The sequence below is a fragment of the Succinatimonas hippei YIT 12066 genome, from assembly GCF_000188195.1.
Classification (GTDB): Bacteria; Pseudomonadota; Gammaproteobacteria; order Enterobacterales; family Succinivibrionaceae; genus Succinatimonas; species Succinatimonas hippei.
The window spans coordinates 1-19,176 of the sequence record NZ_GL830951.1; the positions used below are offsets into that span (position 1 = coordinate 1).

Annotated in this window: 14 protein-coding genes; 5 read left to right on the forward strand and 9 right to left on the reverse strand. The window is 37.6% G+C overall.

The window, feature by feature from the left end; all coding sequences use genetic code 11:
- Positions 1-466 precede the first annotated feature (466 nt).
- The gene (locus tag HMPREF9444_RS01420; RefSeq protein WP_009142533.1) at positions 467-3,553 is read right to left on the reverse strand and encodes a DUF3427 domain-containing protein; all 3,087 of its coding nucleotides are present in this window, start codon (positions 3,551-3,553) and stop codon (positions 467-469) included.
- A 174-nt stretch (positions 3,554-3,727) separates the two neighbouring features.
- Positions 3,728-5,005, reverse strand: a complete 1,278-nt coding sequence (locus HMPREF9444_RS01425) for an ATP-binding protein (RefSeq protein WP_009142534.1) — start codon at positions 5,003-5,005, stop codon at positions 3,728-3,730.
- A 477-nt stretch (positions 5,006-5,482) separates the two neighbouring features.
- On the opposite strand from HMPREF9444_RS01425, the gene HMPREF9444_RS01430 reads away from it, so the two are divergent.
- Complete coding sequence (locus HMPREF9444_RS01430; RefSeq protein ID WP_009142536.1) at positions 5,483-6,613, forward strand: PDDEXK nuclease domain-containing protein; 1,131 nt, start codon at positions 5,483-5,485, stop codon at positions 6,611-6,613.
- Between the two features lie 186 nt (positions 6,614-6,799).
- Entirely contained in the window at positions 6,800-7,339 is a 540-nt protein-coding gene (locus HMPREF9444_RS01435; protein WP_009142538.1) for a GNAT family N-acetyltransferase, read from the forward strand.
- A 447-nt stretch (positions 7,340-7,786) separates the two neighbouring features.
- Here HMPREF9444_RS01435 and HMPREF9444_RS01440 read toward each other — a convergent pair whose 3' ends face one another.
- Positions 7,787-8,677, reverse strand: a complete 891-nt coding sequence (locus HMPREF9444_RS01440) for a LysR family transcriptional regulator (RefSeq protein ID WP_009142539.1) — start codon at positions 8,675-8,677, stop codon at positions 7,787-7,789.
- Between the two features lie 153 nt (positions 8,678-8,830).
- Here HMPREF9444_RS01440 and HMPREF9444_RS01445 point away from each other — a divergent pair, with 153 nt between their 5' ends.
- From HMPREF9444_RS01445 to HMPREF9444_RS01455, 3 genes are all read left to right on the forward strand, one after another.
- Complete coding sequence (locus tag HMPREF9444_RS01445) at positions 8,831-9,859, forward strand: alpha/beta hydrolase (RefSeq protein WP_009142540.1); 1,029 nt, start codon at positions 8,831-8,833, stop codon at positions 9,857-9,859.
- A gap of 74 nt (positions 9,860-9,933) precedes the next feature.
- Positions 9,934-11,148, forward strand: coding sequence for an MFS transporter (locus HMPREF9444_RS01450; protein ID WP_050778969.1), 1,215 nt, complete (start codon positions 9,934-9,936; stop codon positions 11,146-11,148).
- 157 nt (positions 11,149-11,305) lie between these two features.
- Complete coding sequence (locus HMPREF9444_RS01455; RefSeq protein ID WP_009142543.1) at positions 11,306-11,971, forward strand: endonuclease; 666 nt, start codon at positions 11,306-11,308, stop codon at positions 11,969-11,971.
- 55 nt (positions 11,972-12,026) lie between these two features.
- Here HMPREF9444_RS01455 and HMPREF9444_RS01460 read toward each other — a convergent pair whose 3' ends face one another.
- The 6 genes from HMPREF9444_RS01460 to pstB all read right to left on the reverse strand — a co-directional run bounded on the left by HMPREF9444_RS01460 (position 12,027) and on the right by pstB (position 19,175).
- A complete protein-coding gene (locus HMPREF9444_RS01460) occupies positions 12,027-13,007 on the reverse strand; it encodes a ribonucleotide-diphosphate reductase subunit beta (RefSeq protein ID WP_040909058.1) in 981 nt (326 codons plus the stop codon).
- A gap of 4 nt (positions 13,008-13,011) precedes the next feature.
- The gene (locus tag HMPREF9444_RS01465) at positions 13,012-14,787 is read right to left on the reverse strand and encodes a ribonucleoside-diphosphate reductase subunit alpha (protein ID WP_009142545.1); all 1,776 of its coding nucleotides are present in this window, start codon (positions 14,785-14,787) and stop codon (positions 13,012-13,014) included.
- Between the two features lie 512 nt (positions 14,788-15,299).
- Positions 15,300-17,045, reverse strand: coding sequence for an ATP-binding protein (locus HMPREF9444_RS01475; protein WP_232196217.1), 1,746 nt, complete (start codon positions 17,043-17,045; stop codon positions 15,300-15,302).
- Between the two features lie 5 nt (positions 17,046-17,050).
- Entirely contained in the window at positions 17,051-17,716 is a 666-nt protein-coding gene (locus tag HMPREF9444_RS01480; protein WP_009142548.1) for a winged helix-turn-helix domain-containing protein, read from the reverse strand.
- 50 nt (positions 17,717-17,766) lie between these two features.
- Positions 17,767-18,420 carry a phosphate signaling complex protein PhoU gene (phoU, locus tag HMPREF9444_RS01485; protein ID WP_009142549.1) on the reverse strand — a complete coding sequence of 218 codons (654 nt, stop codon included), beginning with the start codon at positions 18,418-18,420 and terminating at the stop codon, positions 17,767-17,769.
- Positions 18,420-19,175, reverse strand: a complete 756-nt coding sequence (gene pstB / locus HMPREF9444_RS01490) for a phosphate ABC transporter ATP-binding protein PstB (protein WP_009142550.1) — start codon at positions 19,173-19,175, stop codon at positions 18,420-18,422. The genes phoU and pstB overlap by 1 nt, the downstream gene beginning before the upstream one ends.
- Position 19,176 lies beyond the last annotated feature (1 nt).

Below are 19,176 nucleotides of genomic sequence, written 5' to 3' on the forward strand. Positions count from 1 at the left end.
CTGGTAACTTTCACCTAAAGCTTGAGCGGTGGAGACTCCAAAAGTTAATTTATTGAAAAATAAGGAATTACTGCAAAGTAGCCAAATAAATCCAGCTATATTTAACTTGCTGGTAACTTTCACCTGAGGCTGTTGAATGGTGAAGTGTCCTTTGTTCATAAAAGAACTATAGTGACTCATTTTTGACAACAAAAAATTTGAAAAGCTTAAAAAATAGGTTTAATTTAGAAAATTTGAAAAAATAAAAATATTTAATATCAATAAGATAAATTATAAATACTTTTATAAATATTGAGTGGGAATAGTTAGTTTTTAACTTTTTTCATAAAAGGCCCTGATTTACATTTTAAAGGATGTAAGTCGGGGCTTAATTTTTGTTGCTTTCATAAAAAGAAATTCCAGACACTGTCTGGAATATTTGAAGGAAAAAGAACTCTCTTAAATTTCAAGGTGGTTTTCAAAAAGGCTAATTGTATAGAATACTTTTACTTAAATATTTAGCAGGAATTTCATTTTGAAGTTTTAACTTAAAGTTGATTGGAGATTCTCCTTCGTATGAGATAGGAGTTGCAAATCCAAGACAAGCATATGGAGCTCGTGTTTTATTCTTATTGTATTTTTTATCACGAACAAATAGCAGCATATTGTTTTTAGAGTTGATTAAACGTTGTCCCTCTTTAGATTCTATTTTTACATTATTTGACGTTTGCCAGTGGAAGGTTTGGTTGTCGATGGCATAGTCTTCATAAAGGGTGTTTTCGCTGTACTCATTAAGATTCTTATGTAATGTCACCATTAAGATGTTGATGTTATTTTTTTTGTCGTAAAAATGACCTTTGACCTGTGTAGTAGGGTTATCGTAGTCAAGAGCACTCAATAATTGATCTCTTGTATAAGTTCCGTAAAGATCAAGAGGGCTGTTAGTAGTAAGTGGTTTTAAAGGTACATCAATATTATTTTCTAAGACTGCAATTAACTGCTGTAGTTCATCTTTGATGTTTTTACTAAACAAAAATCTCTTAAAGGCTTCAATATCTCCATTCTTTTCATCCCTGTAATAACTTATAAATAGCATTTTAAAAAATTGATTGGTGATATCAATTTGTTCTTCTAAAAGAGATTCTTTAATAAAAGATAAAAAACGCTGACTATTTATGTGACTTATCTTTTGGAAGAATTGAAAGCCTTGTTTTGAGTTGGTATAAAAATCTTCTTTGATGATTAATGCGTTAGTTAGCAATGAGCTAAAACTACGATTATTGTTGTATATATCACCTAAATCTAGTTGATAATACTCTATAAATTCTTGTAAAGAAGGAACTTTTTCAATCTGATCTCTAAGCTGCATTATTTTGGTTGTAAGATTTTTATTAGTATTTTGGGCAGATTTTATGTTGTCTAAAACGTTCTTCATGGCCTCTTTTTGAAGCTCAATAAAGCAATTTGGAGGTAAATTAATAAACCCGTCTTTAATTTCGTCTTGCAGGCTTTTCGTTCCTTTATTAAGAAGAGCTTGAAAACGCGAGCTGTAATTAAAATTGCGAGCTGCTTTTGCAATAAAGTCCAATACAACTAGATGATCTTTTCCAGGATATAAACGCAGTCCACGGCCTAATTGCTGCAAAAATATGGTTAAAGAATTTGTAGGGCGTAAAAAGAGGACAGTATTTACTTGGGGAATATCTACACCTTCATTGTAAAGATCGACTGTAAAGATGATAGAAATTTTTCCATCAATTAGCTCTTTTTGGGCATTGGCACGTTCTTGTGAACTGCTGCGCGAATTTAAGGCTAATGCTTTTATATCGCTGTTTTGGTTAAAAAAGTTAGCCATGTATTGGGCATGCTTTATATTTACACAAAAACCTAAAGCTTTTGTTTTTTCGATATTATCAACATAATGTAAAAGTGTTTTTATTATATTGTCTGCTCTATAGAATGCGCTTTTAGAGTCGTCAACAAATACTTTTTCAAGTTGCTTTGTGTCATATTCGCCATTTTTCATGGCTATAGAGCTTAAATCAACAGTGTCGCTGATGCCAAAATAAGCAAATGGGCAGAGAAGACCTTTTTCTAGAGCTTGCGGTAACCTGATAGCAGCCGTTACTCCGTTATCAAAGTATTGGAAAATTTGGCGGTCGTCGTTTCGCTCTGGCGTAGCAGTAAGACCAAGAAGAATTTTTGGTTTTAAATATTTAAATAAATCTTGATAACTATCAGCTCCGCCATGATGAGCTTCGTCAACGATAATAAAATCATAAAAATTAGCGCCACCATTGACTGTACAAATGTTTCTTACATCTAAGGATTGGATGGTAATAAATAGATTCTCTCGTGAAATTGGTTTTTCACCCGAACAGCATATTTCTCCAAAATTTGGATTTCTTAAAATATATCTAAATGTTTGTAATGCCTGTTCAAGAATTTCTTTTCTATGCGCAACAAAAAGAAGACGCGAGGTCTGTTTGTTTTTATCTTGTTGTTGCTTAAAACGCAGGTAGTCAAATGCAGCAATAACCGTCTTTCCTGTTCCTGTCGCCGCAACTATTAGATTTTTATTGCGGTTATAAAGTGTTCTTTGTATAGCTAGTTTATCTAAGATTTCTTGTTGATAATCATATGGTTTGATATTAAAAAAAGTTGTATTTTGCGTATTTGTAATATTATTTTTTGGATTTTTTTCTTCCTGAAGAGCGTGTCTTAATTTTTCTATTTCTTCTACTTTTCCGCTAAACTCCTCAAAATCTGGAGAATTTAAGAAAAAATCAAAAGAATTTAGGACTTTTTGATATAAAAAGAAGTCGTAAAGTTCAGAAATCTTAATATTCCATTCAAGTCCGGAATTAAGCGCGGATCGTGATAGATTAGAAGAACCTACGTAAGCAGAACCGCAGCCGTTATTTCGTTTGAAGATAAAAGCTTTAGCATGCATGCGAACTTTTTTACTGTCGTAGCATATTTTTATATGAGTATTTTTAAGCTTGGAAAACTCTTCTAATGCGCGAGATTCTGTTGCACCAATATACGTTGAAGTTAAGATTGTCAGGTTTCCGCCTCTATCTAAGAAGTCTTTAAGATCTTTTTCAATTTGCAAGAAACCGTAATATTTTATAAATGATATGAAAAAGCAGATATTATCGGCACTTCTAATCTCTGCTTTAATTTCATTGATAAAAGGGATTTCTCCATTTACGCCAGTAAAAATTTGGTTGATGTTTAAAGGTAGAGAAGGTCTTGAATATGTTGGAATTAATTCACTTTTTCTTATTTCTTGTAATATAGTGAGAGGATTTACAGGAGCGCTAATGGTAGATGATGGTAATTCTCTTATAGTTTGGTTAAGTATTTTGTATAGACTTGGCAGTAGATTTTTATCATCTTCATGTTCATTAATATATGATCTTAAAATGTTTTTAATAAAATTAACAATTGATGAGATTCCCTCTGGATCTGCTCTAACAGATTTAGTTTCTTTGATTGTAATTTTTTCTTCTTCAAGATCATTTAGATCTGCAAGCGTCAGCAAACGATCGTAAATTCCGTTATGTAGCATTTAATTTTGTCCAAACTGTAACATTTATTTATGCAGCATAAGGAAAAATTAATGGCAATTAAATAGTGAAACTCCACAATTTTTAAGTTTGCTTTCTTTTAATAAATATAGGCAAGATAGAAAAGTACATGGAAAGATAAACTTGAACCCATTTAGGAAGGAGTTAGCAATAAATTAATCTTTTAGGCATCCAATCGGAATAACAAAAACACCATCCGGACGTTTATATCCATACTCGGTTCCTGTTAAAACTATTTTAAGGTCAGGTAATCTCATAGGAACCTGTTTTTCTTTTTCGTTATATTGCCTTACTAACTCCTCAATTTTACAGAGGTGTTTTGCTCCAGCATCGATTTCGTTTGAACCAAGCTTAATCTCAATAAGTGCATAACGGCCGTCGCCAAGATGTAATACTGCATCGGCTTCTAAGTCATAGCGATCATGATAGTATGATACTTGTCCTTCTTGGAGGCTTGAGTACACTCTTAAATCACGTATGCACAGAGATTCAAAAAGAAAACCTAAAGTTTTAAAATCAGTATTAAAGTATTCCGGAGTTAATCCTAAAGCGGCAACCGCAATAGAAGGGTCTATAAAATTTCGTTTGTCTTTTGAACGTATTGCTGATTTTGAGCGAATAGCCGGATTCCATGCCGGGACATCTTCAATAATGAAAAGTTTTTCTAGTGCCTCTACATAGTTCCAAAAAGATGATTCTGATATTCCGCAATTTTGAATATCTTTAAAAATTGTTTGTAATGTGCTTAAAGTGCACAAATTACGAGCATATGATCTTATTAGGTTTTGAGTCCATAATTTATTTCTTTTCGTCCCGTCAATGTTTGAAATATCTACAGAGCAGGTCTGGGCAAACAGATCTTTTGCAATTTGTAATTGAGCTATTGGAGTGGTGTTGTTGATTGCGCTAGGCCATCCTCCGCGGCAAATAGCAAAAATCAGTTTATCTATGCTTAAGTCGGAATGGCATCCATCAAATGAGTTAGGATCGTTGAATAATTGAGAAAGAGAAACCGTACCGTTGGATTCTTCACTTTCATAAAGACTCATCGGATACATTTTCATTGTTGAAATTCTGAGCGTTCCGCTATGAGGTGTCTGCACATTTTGTGAAGTTGATCCTGTAAGGATATATAGTCCGTTTTTCTGTTCATCATCGATGGATTTTCTTATAGCTCCCCAAATTTTTGGAGCATCCTGCCACTCGTCAAACAGGCGCGGTTTTTCTCCTATTAATAATTTTGACGGTTGCACTTGAGCCACGGATAGTAAATTATCACGAAGATCTTCATCTTGAAATTCAACAACACTTTTGGCCTTTTGCTTGCCGGTTGTCGTTTTACCGCATCCTTTAGGTCCGGTGATGAGAGTTGCACCGAATGATTCTAATTTTAGCTCTAATAAACCGTCAACAATACGCTTTTTGTAAATCATATTTTTTGCTTTTAACTTATTAATATTTATAATTAATTATAGTTCAAGATTTTTATTGTTACAACTTTTTGCGGTATTTTGTTACAGTAATTTGCGGTATTTTGTTACAGTAATTTGCGGTATTTTGTTACAGTATTTTGCGGTATTTTATTACAGTATTTTGCGGTGTTTCCTTACAGCTTTTTGCGATTCTTGTGGCATATAAATAAGAAAAACGAAAGTAAAATTTTGAACGGTATCGAAAATCTCCAGTAGTCTAGCCATCCTATGCCAATAAATGGGCCAAGTTGTGCCAACTTTTGGGCCGCTGATTTTTAGCTCTTTTTCTTTATACTATTATCTAATTTAAGATTTATTTTTCCATAGTCTCGATTTTGCTGTGTTTATAAGGAAAAATTTATAGCTAAACCATATTTGGCATTCTCCATTCGTGAGGTTTCATTTTGCTCAAAAAAGATTTGTTGCGGCTCATTTTTGATGTCCAAGAATTTTAACACGTTGAATAATAATATTAATTTAGAACCGATCTGGGGTAATTTTATGGTTTTAGAAACGGCAGTTAGAATTAATTCAATGCAAGATGCTATCCATGATATACATCGAATTCTTTTATCTTCTAGAGATAAAGTTGCTCACCGGATCAATAACGAACTTTTATCTGTTTATTGGAATGTTGGTAAAAAAATTTTTGAGTTTCAACAGAAGTTTAAAGATCAAGTTGTTGATGAGCCAAAAAGCTTGAAGGAAATTTCTAAATCCTTAACTAGCGACTTTGGGACTGGTTTTTCAGTTTCAAATTTGCGTTTGATGAAGCTCTTTTATTTAACCTATCCACAGCAACAGACACTGTCTGTTTCGTTATCTTGGGCACATTATTGTGTGCTTTTGACAATTTCAGATCCATATAAACGCAGTTTTTATGAAAAAGAATCTGTTTATGCAAATTGGTCTGTCCGTGAGCTAAAACGCCAAATTGAAAGTTCGTTGTTTGAGAGATTAATGTTGTCACAAGGTGAAGCAAATAAAGAAAAGCTCCTTTCTCTTGCGCTAAAAGACAATGAAATTTCGCAACCGAAAGATATTTTACAAGATCCTCATGTTTTTGAGTTTTTAGGCATTCCGGAAGACAAAACTCTTGTGGAAAGTGATCTTGAAAAAGCACTAGTTCAACAAATAAAGAAATTTCTTTTGGAATTAGGTCGCGGCTTCATGTTTGTTGGAACGCAGCAACCTGTAACCATCAACAATACGCATTATTATGTCGATATGGTCTTTTACAATAAAATTTTGCGGGCTTATGTTTTAATTGAAATAAAGACGACAAAGTTTACTCCTGAGGCTGCAGGTCAAATTAATATGTTCCTTAATTATTATGCTTCTGAAGTAAATGATTATGATGACAACCCACCTATAGGCATTATTTTGTGTACTAACAAAGATAGTGTCTCTGCAGAATACGCTTTAGGTGGGTTGGCGAATAAAATTTTTGCTTCCCGCTATGTTTTGTACATTCCAAACAAGGAACAGCTGATTTCTCAGGCTGAGGCTGTTTTGCAGAAATGGCATGGCAAGTCAGACGATAAAGATGACAAAGATTCTCCCAACTGAAAGTAAAGAGCTGACTCATTTTTGACAACAAAAAATTTGAAAAACTTAAAGAATAAGATTAATTCCGGATATTTGAAAATTTTTGTTAAATATCAATATAATAAACAAAGTCATATGTTAATTAAAATTAAGTGGATATAAGAATAAATCGGCAAAACCAATAAAAATAAGTTGAAAGGTGACAGAATGGTTAATGATTTTTTCTTGATGTCAAACCGGATAGGATTTTCAAAGTGGCAGAAAAGTGATAGTAAATTAGCAGAAATACTATGGGGCGATCCTGATGTTACAAGATATATTTGTGCAAGCGGCGCGTTTAGTGCGGACGACATTTCTGCTCGGTTAGAAAAAGAAATAAATAATGAAAAAGAATATCATGTTCAATATTGGCCTATTTTCGAACTTTCATCAAAGGCTTTTATTGGATGTTGCGGCCTAAGACCATATCGTATGAATAAATATGAAATGGGCTTTCACTTACGTCCGCAATTTTGGGGAAAGGGGTATGCAACAGAAGCCGCAAAGGCTGTAATAGACTATGCGTTTTCTGTTTTGAAAGCAGAAGCTCTTTTTGCAGGACATAATCCCAACAATATTGCATCTTCAAAGATCTTACTTAAACTTGGTTTTAGCTATATCGGCAATGTGTTTTATGAGCCAACAGGTTTAAACCATCCGTCTTATGAATTAAGACAAAAATTTTATAAAACACATATAAAGCTTTGATTTATCGAAAAAATGCAAATTTTGTTGGCTAGGCAAGGATTGAGATATGCAGAATATAAAAATTCTGCATAAAAAGCATAATTCTAAAAAAAACTTACACATGCGTCTGAATATAATGTTTTGTAATTTTTTTTTACTTAAATCTTAAGCATGGTCGCGTTTTTGATATAGCTTAATGTATATCATTTAATCTCCTTAATTTAACCTGCTCAATAATTTAAGAATAAAACTATGCGTAATAAACCTGTTTTTGTTACTCTCTTTTCCATCATTTTAATCGTTTACATTCTGTTTGGCGGTGATTCTGAGGCTGTTTCATTTCTTTAAGCCTTAAAATCGTTTTTATTAGCAAATCCAAAGTTCTTTTCTGCAAAGATATTCTTTGCAGAAAGATTTTCTATTATTGGGAGATCTTTAAGTCAAAGAGAAACTTTTAAGCAAGAAAGATTACTCCTTATTTAGAACACGTCTAAGATTCTCAATAAATTTTGTAGCGGCTTTGCTTGGTGTTCTTTGCTCTTTCCATACTAAAAAACCAGAAGCTTCAAGAGCGGGTTTTAGCGGTATGAATTTCATTTGCGAATTTTGTTTTAAGTTTACGCAGTCTTTAAGACATACCATGTCGGCAAGATTGGCTTCAGCTAGCATATAAGCGTTTTGCGGCAGATTATAAGTACAAACTATATTAAGTTTTGAAGTGGGGGCATTAAGCCAGGAACGAAATTCTTCGTTTCTTAGTGATTGGCTAGAAAACAGCAGCGGAACTTTTTTTAAATCGTCCGTAGTAACACATTCTTTATCATATAAGGGACTTTCAGGACGTACGAGTACACCCCAGGAATTTTTAAGCGGCAGCGTCAGGTATGAGTATTCGTTAAGTCCGATTTCACTTGCTGAGATCATGACGCCGAAATCACAAACTTCGGTTTTAAGAAGATAACGCACAGTATCATCATTGCAGCTTACTATGTTGAATTTTAGTTTTGGATATTTTTGTTTTAACTCCGTCAGATTGTGGGCCAAAAAATTCAGTACCGGTGATTCGCCCATAGCTATGCTGATAGTGCCGCTTACTTCATCGTTTTCTGCGCCGATCTCGGCTTTGGTGTTGTTGAATAATTCCAAGATCATTAAAGCTCTGCGGTAAAACAATTCTCCTGCATCAGTAAGCGTGATACGACGGCTGCCGCGTTCGAAGAGTTTTTTCCCAAGCTCATCTTCAAGCTCTTTAAATTGCCGGGATAAAGTAGGTTGGGTAATGTGTAAAGCTTCAGCAGCTGCAGTGACGCTTTTAGTTTCAGCGACGGCAATAAAATAGCGTAATACCCTGATATCCATAATATTTTATCCTTAAGAACAAAATTCTAAAGCATGCTTTGTAGGCATGAAATTACATAAAAAGATAGTATTTGATTATAGATTAACACTAATTCATACTTAAATCACATAAAGAACTTCAATTATTCATCAAAAGCATGGAAGGAGATAAGTATGAAAAAGATTATTAAGGTCTTGGTATTAAGCTCAGCTTTATCTTTAGCATTAGGCGTATCAGCTGCCGAAGACCCTGATAACTTTTATAAAAGTGATGTAGTTTATTTACAAAAGGTAAGTTTTAATAACTTGTTCCAAATGAAGGTTGGGGCAAATCTTTATCTGCCTAAAGATTACAAACAGGGAGTTAAATATCCTGCAGTGATTATCGGTCATCCGATGGGTGCGGTTAAAGAGCAGGGATCAAACCTTTATGCACAAAAACTTGCCGAAAAAGGCTTTGTTACCTTGGCAATTGATTTAAGTTTCTGGGGTGATTCTGAAGGTCAGCCGCGCAATGCCGTATTGCCTGATGTTTATGCCGAGGATTTTTCGGCTGCCGTTGACTTTTTAGGCAGCTCGGATTTTGTTGATCGCGATAAAATCGGTGTTTTAGGTATTTGCGGTTCAGGATCTTTTGCAATTTCTGCAGCTAAGATCGATCCTCGTATCAAGGCCGTAGCGACCGCTAGTATGTACAACATGGGCAATGCCGTACGCCACGGACTTAACAATTCATTTACCAAAGAACAAAGAGATGAACTGTTAGCACAGGCTGCAGAGCAAAGATATGTCGAATTTGCAGGCGGCAAGCCTTTGTATACTTCAGGCACACCGCATGAAATTAATGACAAGTCATCTGATATTGAAAAAGAATTTTACAGCTTCTATCGCACCGAGCGCGGTGAATTTACTCCTGAAGGTGTAGATGAGAGTACTACCACTCATCCGACATTAACCTCGCACGTTAAGTTCATAAACTTCTATCCCTTTGAAGATATTGAGACAATTTCTCCGCGTCCGATGCTCTTTATCACCAGTGATAACGCTCATTCAAAAGAGTTCAGTGAAGACGCTTATAAGAAAGCAGGCGAGCCTAAGGAGCTTTATATCGTCAAGGGAGCAAATCACGTTGATTTGTATGATGATACCTCCAAGATCCCTTTTGATAAGATAGCCGATTTCTTTAATAAGGCTTTTAATTAATTTTTGATTTTCTTTAATCGCTAAAAATAAGGTCGGAGCGATCCGGCCTTTTTCTGTTCTAAAAAAGTTAAAAAATGCAGACAATTATTAAAAGTTCACCGCAAAACGCGTTAAGCCCGGTACTTATTACTTTATGTTTGGGCGTAACCTGTCTTATAGCTTCAGAATTTATTCCCGTAAGCTTGTTGTCGCTTATTGCTGAAGATTTGGAGATTTCTAAAGGAACAGCAGGACAAACGGTAACTGCCGTAGGCGTGGTTTCGTTTTTCTCAAGCTTGTTTTTATCTTCACTTTTTAAAAATTGGGATCGAAGAACCTTACTGCTGTTGTTGGCTGTAATTTTAGTTGTGTCTAATTTAATTATTGCGTTTTCCTTTAATGCGATAAGTTTGTTCACGGGGCGGGCGCTTTTGGGAATTAGCGTAGGAGGTTTTTGGTCATTATCAAACGCACTGGTGCAAAGACTAATCGTACCTGAAAAATTGGCTCAAGGATTTAGCACAATGCTTTCAGGTGTTTCGATAGCGACGATTATCGCCCTGCCGTGTGCCAGTTGTTTGTCCCTTTACATTTCTTGGCGAACTATCTTTGTTTTGACGGCAATCGTAAGTACTTTTACTTTTATAGCTTTGCTTGTGACTTTGCCTTCATTACCTCCAAAACAAGGTACGGGGATGAAAGTCCTAAAGGAGCTCATTACAACTAAAATTGTATTTTTCGGGCTCTTGGGTACGTTTTTAAGTTATATGGGCTACCACGTAATTTTTACTTATATAAGACTGTTTTTTGAAGAAAAACTACATCTTGCAGATGAGTTTTTAACTTTTGCTATGCTGTTTTACGCAGGATTAAATATTGCAGGAACAATAGCGGCAGGAAAATTATTTTCCCGATCTTTTAAACGCTTTTTCCGCTTGCTGCCGCTTTTCATGCTCGTATGCGTCATGTCGATGCTGCTTCTTAATAACTCGTTATTGATGGCACTTCCTTTGTTTTCCTTTGCTTTTGGGTTCGGTCTTATTCCTGTTGCCTGGTCTTTGTGGGCAATTTACGTCATTCCGGATAAAACGGAAAGTGCAGGAGGACTCTCGGTTGCAGTAACTCAGCTTGCAGTGGCTTTGGCGGCACTTATCGGCGGCAGGGTGTATGATTCCTTTAATCTTGATTATATTTTGTATGTGGCGCTTGCAATTGAAACAGCATTATTTTGCATTGTCGGTAAGTGTCTTAAAAAAGAAAGAACAACCGTAACTTGTGAATATAACAAAACAAGCGAATCATTAAGCTAAATCCTAGTAAAATTCACAATTAGTTGGTGTAGCCCTGAGTTTGCGGATAGTAAAATCAGGGTATGCTTTTGTTGAAATGTTTTAATCGGTATTGTTATCAAAAGTGCGCTTACATTTTTTAATTTCATTATGTTCACTGTCGCTATCCTGTTTTGCAATGCTAGGCGGTGCAGCACAGGCAATGGATTCATTTAATGCAGCCAAAAAGATTTTGCCTTCAATTTATAAGCAATTGGATGAACCCAAAAGCGTTTATTGCGGATGCGATCTTAATATAACGCGCAATCGCTTTTCAGTTGATCTAAAGTCCTGCGGCTATGCCGTACGTAAACAGCCTAAACGAGCTGCCCGCGTGGAAATTGAGCATATTATGCCCGCATGGGAATTTGGACATCAATTAAAATGCTGGCAGCAGGGCGGGCGCAAAAATTGCTCTAAAAACAGTAAAGAATTTAAGGAAATGGAAGGCGATCTGCACAATCTTTTTCCGTCGGTAGGAGAGGTTAACGGTGATCGATCCAATTATCGCTTTCAATTGTGGAACGGTAAGCCTTACCAATACGGCAAGTGCGAAATGTTGGTTGATTTTAAAGGTCGGCGGGCACAACCGCCTGAAAGATCGCGCGGCTTAATTGCCAGAGCTTATCTTTATATGGTTTCGCATTATGAGGGTTTGACTCTGGCAAGACAGCAAAGGCAGCTGTTTGAAGCGTGGAATAAAATGTATCCGCCAAGTGAGAATGAATGTCTGCGCAACGAACTGATTAAAAAGAAGCAAGGGAACGATAATCCTTTTGTAACCGAGAAATGTGTAAGCAAATAAGCGTTGTTACTTATTTGCTTACAGTATTGTTTTGTCGGTATATCAAGGTTTTGGATTAAGCACCTTTGCCCCAAACGTCTGACCAGTCGCCTGACAAAGCGCCTTTGGCATAGTCCACCACACGATTTTCAAAGAAGTTCGTGTGGGTGACTCCGAGCATGGCATCCACCCACGGCAGTGGGTTTTTCTTTTCGTTGAATATTGCTTTCATTCCCATTGCCGATAATCGGCGGTCGGCAATAAAGCGGATATATTTTTTTACATCTTCTTTTGCAAGCTTTTGCATCTGGTTTACGCCAAAAGCCAGATCGATAAAGCTGTCTTCAAGTTCTACCATTTTTTCTGCAATAGAGTAAATGGTAGACTTTAAATCATCATTCCACAGCTGAGGATTTTGTTCTATATATTCACGAAAAAGCTTAATCATGGACTCTGTGTGCAAGGTTTCATCATTGATGGACCAGGCTATGATCTGTCCCATGCCGCGCATGGTTCCGTTGCGGGTAAAATTTAACAGCATGACGAAGCTTGAAAAAAGCTGCATTCCTTCGGTAAAAGCGGAAAAAGCCGCCATTTTAGCAGCGATGTTTTCGTTTTGATTAAGTCTTAAGCCGTGAAAAAACTCATGTTTGGCCGCCATAGCTTCATATTGCAAAAACTCGTTGTATATAGCATCCGGCATGCCGATGGTTTCAATTAAATGAGAATAGGCGGCGATATGTACGGCCTCTCTTGCGGCAAAGCTTGAGAGCATCATCCTTATTTCAGGCTGCGGAAAAGCGGGAAGATAGGTATGAACATAGGCGGAGCTGACATCAATGTCGCCTTGGGTGAAAAAGCGGAATACCTTAGTCAGAAAGTCGCGTTCATTATCGTTAAGACGCATTTTCCAGTCTTTGACGTCTTCAACCATCGGAACTTCGGTCCACAGCCAATGCATTTGTTCGCTTTGCATGAATGCTTCGTAAGCCCAAGGATAAACGAATGGTTTGTAATAGTCACGGCTTTGCGTTAAAAGATTGCGTTTTTCTGTCATGTTTTTAACCTTCACAGGCAAGGCAGGTGTTATCGTTAAGCAAAGACTGCATATTGATATCGTCTTCGATTTTTTGTCTTTTGATGCTGATCCCGATGCGATCGGCTTTACGCAGTTTATCGCTGCGGCAATAGTAAAGAGATTTAAGTCCCTTTTTCCATGCTAGATAGTGGCAGGCATGCAAATACTTTATTGACACGTCAGCAGGGAAGAACAGATTGACTGATTGCCCCTGATCGATAAATTGCTGTCTGTCGGCGGCAAGATCGATGATAAAGCGTTGATCTATTTCCTGTGCGGTTTTGAATACGTCGCGGATTTGCTGCGGCAGGATATCAAGGTGCTGTACACTGCCGTCATGCGCAATGATATCCGTCCAAATTTCTTCGGTATCAAGATTAAGCTCTTTAAGCGCTTGCTGTAGGTGGCGATTTTTCGTGATATAGGCACCTGAAAGCGTATCTTGACGGTAAACATTGGCTCGACGCGGTTCAATTGACGGTGAGGTATTGCCGACAATTAAGCTTGAAGAGGCATTCGGGGCTATCGCCATCCAATGCGAGAAGCGACGCATTACTCCGGCATCGGACGCATCTGGACAAGGTCCTCTTAATGCGCACAGCCGTTTATCAGCAAGCTCACAACATTGTCTTATATGTGAAAAAATTTGTTTGTTGATGCTTTTGGCGATAACGCTTTCAAAGGGGATCCCCTTCTTTTGTAAATAAGAGTGAAATCCCAATGCGCCGAGGCCTACCGATCTTTCTTTGAATGCTGACAATTTGGCTCTTTTAATAGAATTGGGCGCATGTTCAATAAAGTATTGCAGTACATTATCCAAAAACTCCATGACATCGTCTATAAATTGAGAATCATGGCGCCACTCGTCAAAATACTCAAGGTTTAAAGAGCTGAGGCAGCAAACGGCGGTGCGCTGCTCATTTGTCGGTAAAAATATTTCCGTACATAAATTAGAGCCGTTGATATGCAGATTTTTTGTTTTAAGCCAATGTGGAAGAGCTTTTTCTGCAGTGTCGGTAAATATTAGATAGGGTTCGCCGGTTTGCATGCGCAATTCTAAAATTCTTTGCCACAGATCGCGTGCACTTACGGTTTCAATAATTTTTTTGCTGTGCGGGTCGATAAGCTGCCAAGAGTCATCCGCATTGTCATCCTGCATGCATTTTGTAATTTTTTGCATGAAAGCGTCGGAAATATTGATTCCGTGGTGCAGGTTTAACGTGCGCATGTTTTGATCGCCCGTCGGTTTACGCATTTCGATAAAAGGAATGATGTCAGGATGAGAAATGTCTAAAAAAGCGGCATAAGATCCGCGACGGGTTGTTCCCTGACGGTAAGCAAGACATGCCGCGTCGTAAATTTTAAGATGGGGCATGACGCCTACGCTTTTTTCGTCGGCGCTGCGGATCCCTAAATGAATACCGATGCCTCCGCCTAACATTGAAAGGCGGTTTACTTCAGATAAGGTTTCAATAAGTCCGTCTGCACTGTCTTCCATATATGAAAGAAAGCAGCTTACCGGCAATCCTTGCGAAGTTCGTCCAAAAGAGAGTATTGGCGTAGAAAAACTCAGCCAATGACGGGACGCGTAATCATAAATTCTTTGAGCATGTTCTTTATCAGAACCGAAAGTTTCGGACACAAAAGCAAAACGCTCTTGAGGGGACTTTTCTTCAGGTCGCATATAACTTTCTTTAAGACGCGTAATTCCCAGGTCATCAAATAAATTATCTTTGGTTAAATCTATTTTTAAGGACATCTTTTTTTCCTAAATCCGCATTGAGCGCTAAAGGATACAACAGCATGTGATTATTTGCCTAGGAAGGTTTTGATTAAAAACAAGCAAATAATAATTTTTATCTAAAGAGATCAGTGGCAAAAACCACGTTCTTCAGTCGGAGATCTCCACGGAAATAAAACCGGTTGTTAAGTCGGCGTTTTTTGCTGCTCAATATATTGCCAGATAGTGGATATGGGAGTCCCGCTGCAGGAGAAAGCGAAAAAAAACGGCGACCGTAAAGCATTTCCTCATGCAAATGGACTAATGAAAAAGTTGATTTAGGCGTATTGGAACATTTGTCTTTAAAAAGCAAATTGTTTCCTTGTTTGCATAATCATTTGTTTGTTTTTGCAAAAAACGGCTTTACTCAAGGTTGCAAAGAAAAAGCAAAAAAGATGGGAAATGTGTCTTTAGTGACATTTTCTGAAATGGCAGAAGCGTTTGACTGAAAATTTCTCTTCCGATTAAGGAAGAGAAATATAAATCTACGGTTATTCCTTATTTTGCTCTTCGGTATCAGCAGCTTGTTCTTGTGTCTTATCCGCGGCCAAGCGTTTTTTAAAGCATACGATAAAGGTAGAACCGACACCTTCTTTACTTTCAAGCTTGATTTTGCCTTTATGGAATAAGACTACACGCTTGACGATGGAAAGACCAAGGCCGGTCCCGCCCATACGGCGGGGGGGACTTTTGTCTACGCGGTAAAAACGTTCAAAAATTCGGGCTTGATGTTCAATAGGTATGCCGATGCCGTTATCTTTTACTTTAATGATGATCTTTTTCTCGGTCTCTTCAGTAATAACTTTGACGTATCCTTGGTCTTTTCCATATTTAACGGCGTTATCACAAAGATTATAGATAAGTTCGTAAAGATAGCGGTAAACTCCGTAATAGGTGATGTCAGGACCTTCTTTTATAAGCTCTATATGATGTTCTTCAGCTTTATGAGCAATGCTTTCAAAGACCTCTTTGGTGATTTGATTAAAACTTACGGTCTCGTGCATGCTTTCATGGAGCTCATCAAGACGGGAAAGAAGAATGATGTCTTCAATAAGTCGCACCAAGCGGGATCCTTGAGAGCGGATCCGTCCGGCAAAAGCTTCCAGATCTCCGTTTTTAACAAGTCCGTTTTCAATAAGCTCGGCACAACCGATAATTGATTGCAGCGGGGTTTTTAGCTCATGGGATACGTTTGCCGTGAATTCCTGGCGCTGCCTCTCGGCTCGACGCTTTTCCGTTACGTCAATAACAATCAAAGCAAAACCGGCAATACGATTATTGACAATGATTTGATTGTATCGAATTTGGTAGTCTCGTCCGTCTTTTTGTATTTCTACGATTTTCTGTTTGGTTTTTTTGTCAAGCAGTAAAAATTCTTGAGTGTAGGTATTGGTTCTGTCGATACTTAGAATGCTTTTGCCGATGCAGTCTTCAGAAACATTGAAAATCTTACGGGCGGTTTTATTGACGGTAAGAATGATGCCTTGGCGATTAAGCAGCAGCAAACCTTCCGTCATGCTCTTGGTAATAACGAGAAATTCCTCGTTTTTACTTACAAGTTCTTCAAGTTGGGATTCAATTTGCAGCTGTTGTTTTTCTATTTTTCTTAAAAACGGTTGTACTTCACTGTATGCATCATTGCATAAAGGATGATTTAAATCGATTTCGTTAAGCGGTTTTACAATTGAATTGGCAAGCCAGGCTGCAAACAGGTATGAAATCATGCCTAAAAATACGATGATTACTGCAAAGTATACTGCCATATGTGCAGTAACCGTCAATAAGCTGACAGTAGTTACAGCAGCACGTAAAATAGCGTCATTATCAAGTTTTACCGCGTAATAATATGTCTGCGTTTCCATAGTGTGGGAAAAGCGCATACCTTCGCCTGTGCCTGAAAGACGTGCTTCTTTTATTTCTTCGCGCTCAAAATGATTTTCCATCGTGCTGGTGTCGCCTTCGTTATCAAACAGCACGGTGCCGTCTTTGGCTATATATGTAAGACGGTATTGATTGTTTATGAGATTGTGCGCGAGGAAGCTTAAGCCTAAATGATTTACTTCGGCTGCGGCATTTTGTGTAAATTGCTGCAGTCGTGTTTTTTCATTGCTTACATAAGAGTTGTGCATGATTACGAGCGCAATGGTAAGAGCCGCAATCAAGACAAGTAAAAAAGAACTAAAGACCGTCCAGAAAATCTTACGCTTCATGCTGATATTGGAGGCCTTTTCAATCACTTTAATCAAAATTCCGCCTTATAGCCGATACCGCGGACCGTTTTAATTATATAGTCCATGGACATGAGTTTTTGTCTTAAGGTTCTTATGTGTACATCAACGGTACGACTCTCGCCGTCATAATCGGTTCCCCAGACGATATCCAGAAGCTGCTCGCGTGAATATACTCGTCCTTCATGCTTTACAAGAAGGAGAAGAAGTTCAAATTCTTTATAAGTAAGATCCACTTCTATGTCATTAACGGAGATGGTGCGGCTTTCTTCATTAATCTTTAGTTTATCGACAGTGATTACGGAAGAGGTATCTTTATGGCAGCGGCGCAGTACGGCTTTTACTCTTGCCGCCATTTCAATCATGGAAAACGGTTTAGCAAGATAATCGTCAGCTCCGATATCAAGCGCTTGTACTTTTTCAAATTCAGCGCCGCGTGCAGTTGCCATTATCACCGGCAGATCTCTTGTTTTATGATTGGATTTAAGGCGTTTTAAAATTTCGATACCGTCAAGATCGGGAAGCATGACGTCTAGAATAACGAGATCGGGAACGTTATTTTCAAGAGCGGTAAAAAAAGCTTTTCCGTCTTCAAAACCTTCGGCTTCAAGACCTAAAGATTTTAAAGTGTAGATTTCTATTTCTCTTATGTTGGTATCATCTTCTACACAGTAAATCATAATGACCTCATAAATGCCCTTAACCGCATTTAAGGCTAAGGGCGTTATCTTTAGATAATTTCGCCGGAGGAATGATGTCCGGTTATTGCGAAAATTATCCAATTGGCGACATTACATGAATGATCGGCGATTCGCTCAAGATATTTGGCAATTAACAGCAAATCAAGAGGAATTCTTGCTTCATGATCGTTTTTCTCGATTAAAGAGATAAGGCGTGAACGCATATTAACAAAATGCTCATCCACAATATCATCTTGAGCTAAAACGTTTTTTGCCGTTTCAATATCTAATTTTACGAACGAGTCGATAGCTTCTTTGAACATTTTTTGAGTCTGTTTGGCCATTTCTGACAGTTCTTTGAAGTTTTCGTTGTCTTCGTATTTAAGACGTAAAGCGATTTCAGCGATATCGCAGGCCTGATCGCCGATGCGCTCTAAGTCAGTGATGATCTTAAAGCTTGATGATATTAAGCGTAAATCGGAAGCAACCGGCTGCTGATGGAGAATCAGCGATAAGCATAATGCTTCAATTTCGCTTTCCTTGATATCGATTTTATCATCCGACTCTGCAATGACTGATGCTTTAGTGTCATCGTTTTGTTCAAAAGCGTCAAGAGCGTCTTTTAACATGTTTTCACATAAAGATCCCATTAAAATGAGTTCTTTTTTAAGATCCTCAAGCTGCTTTGCATAGTTGTTTCTCATTATCCGAATCTCCCGCTAATGTAATCTTCGGTTCTTTTATCTTTTGGAGTGTTGAAAATCTGATCGGTTTTACCGTACTCAATAAGGTCGCCCAATAAGAAGAAGGCTGTAGTATCCGAGATACGGACTGCCTGCTGCATATTATGGGTAACGATAATGATGCTATATTTTTGTTTCAGTTCAAGGACCAGATCTTCAATTTTTGAAGTAGAAATCGGGTCAAGAGCAGATGTCGGTTCGTCCATTAAAAGGACATCGGGTTTTACGGCAAGAGCTCTTGCGATGCACAATCTTTGCTGCTGACCGCCGGATAAGCCTAAAGCTGAAGTCTTAAGACGATCTTTTACTTCATCAAAAATTGCAGCGTCAATTAATGATTTCTCAACGATTTCGTCAAGCTTTGCTTTGCTTTTAATGCCGTGAGTGCGGGGGCCGTAGGCAATATTGTCGTAAATGCTCATCGGAAAAGGATTTGGTTTTTGGAAAACCATGCCTACCTGACGGCGCAAAGAGGTAACGTCAAGGTTCTTGTCTAAAATTTCTTCATTGCGGTACAGAATCGAACCTGTGGTTCTCACTGACGGAATGAGATCGTTCATACGATTTAAAGTTTTAATGAAGGTCGACTTGCCGCAGCCGGACGGTCCGATAAGAGCGGTGATGGCATTTTCATCGATATCCATATTGATATCAATTAGTGCGCGGTGATCGCCGTAATAAAGATTGAAATCTTTAACTTGAAATACTTTAGCCATG

Coding starts and splice junctions, on each gene's coding strand:
- HMPREF9444_RS01465 (WP_009142545.1), bottom strand. CDS start 14,787: ATGTCCTTAAAAATAGATTTAACCAAAGATAATTTATTTGATGACCTG.
- phoU (WP_009142549.1), bottom strand. CDS start 18,420: ATGAGAAACAACTATGCAAAGCAGCTTGAGGATCTTAAAAAAGAACTC.
- HMPREF9444_RS01440 (WP_009142539.1), bottom strand. CDS start 8,677: ATGGATATCAGGGTATTACGCTATTTTATTGCCGTCGCTGAAACTAAA.
- HMPREF9444_RS01435 (WP_009142538.1), top strand. CDS start 6,800: ATGGTTAATGATTTTTTCTTGATGTCAAACCGGATAGGATTTTCAAAG.
- HMPREF9444_RS01425 (WP_009142534.1), bottom strand. CDS start 5,005: ATGATTTACAAAAAGCGTATTGTTGACGGTTTATTAGAGCTAAAATTA.
- HMPREF9444_RS01460 (WP_040909058.1), bottom strand. CDS start 13,007: ATGACAGAAAAACGCAATCTTTTAACGCAAAGCCGTGACTATTACAAA.
- HMPREF9444_RS01420 (WP_009142533.1), bottom strand. CDS start 3,553: ATGCTACATAACGGAATTTACGATCGTTTGCTGACGCTTGCAGATCTA.
- HMPREF9444_RS01480 (WP_009142548.1), bottom strand. CDS start 17,716: ATGATTTACTGTGTAGAAGATGATACCAACATAAGAGAAATAGAAATC.
- HMPREF9444_RS01450 (WP_050778969.1), top strand. CDS start 9,934: ATGCAGACAATTATTAAAAGTTCACCGCAAAACGCGTTAAGCCCGGTA.
- HMPREF9444_RS01430 (WP_009142536.1), top strand. CDS start 5,483: ATGTCCAAGAATTTTAACACGTTGAATAATAATATTAATTTAGAACCG.
- pstB (WP_009142550.1), bottom strand. CDS start 19,175: ATGGCTAAAGTATTTCAAGTTAAAGATTTCAATCTTTATTACGGCGAT.
- HMPREF9444_RS01445 (WP_009142540.1), top strand. CDS start 8,831: ATGAAAAAGATTATTAAGGTCTTGGTATTAAGCTCAGCTTTATCTTTA.
- HMPREF9444_RS01455 (WP_009142543.1), top strand. CDS start 11,306: ATGCTAGGCGGTGCAGCACAGGCAATGGATTCATTTAATGCAGCCAAA.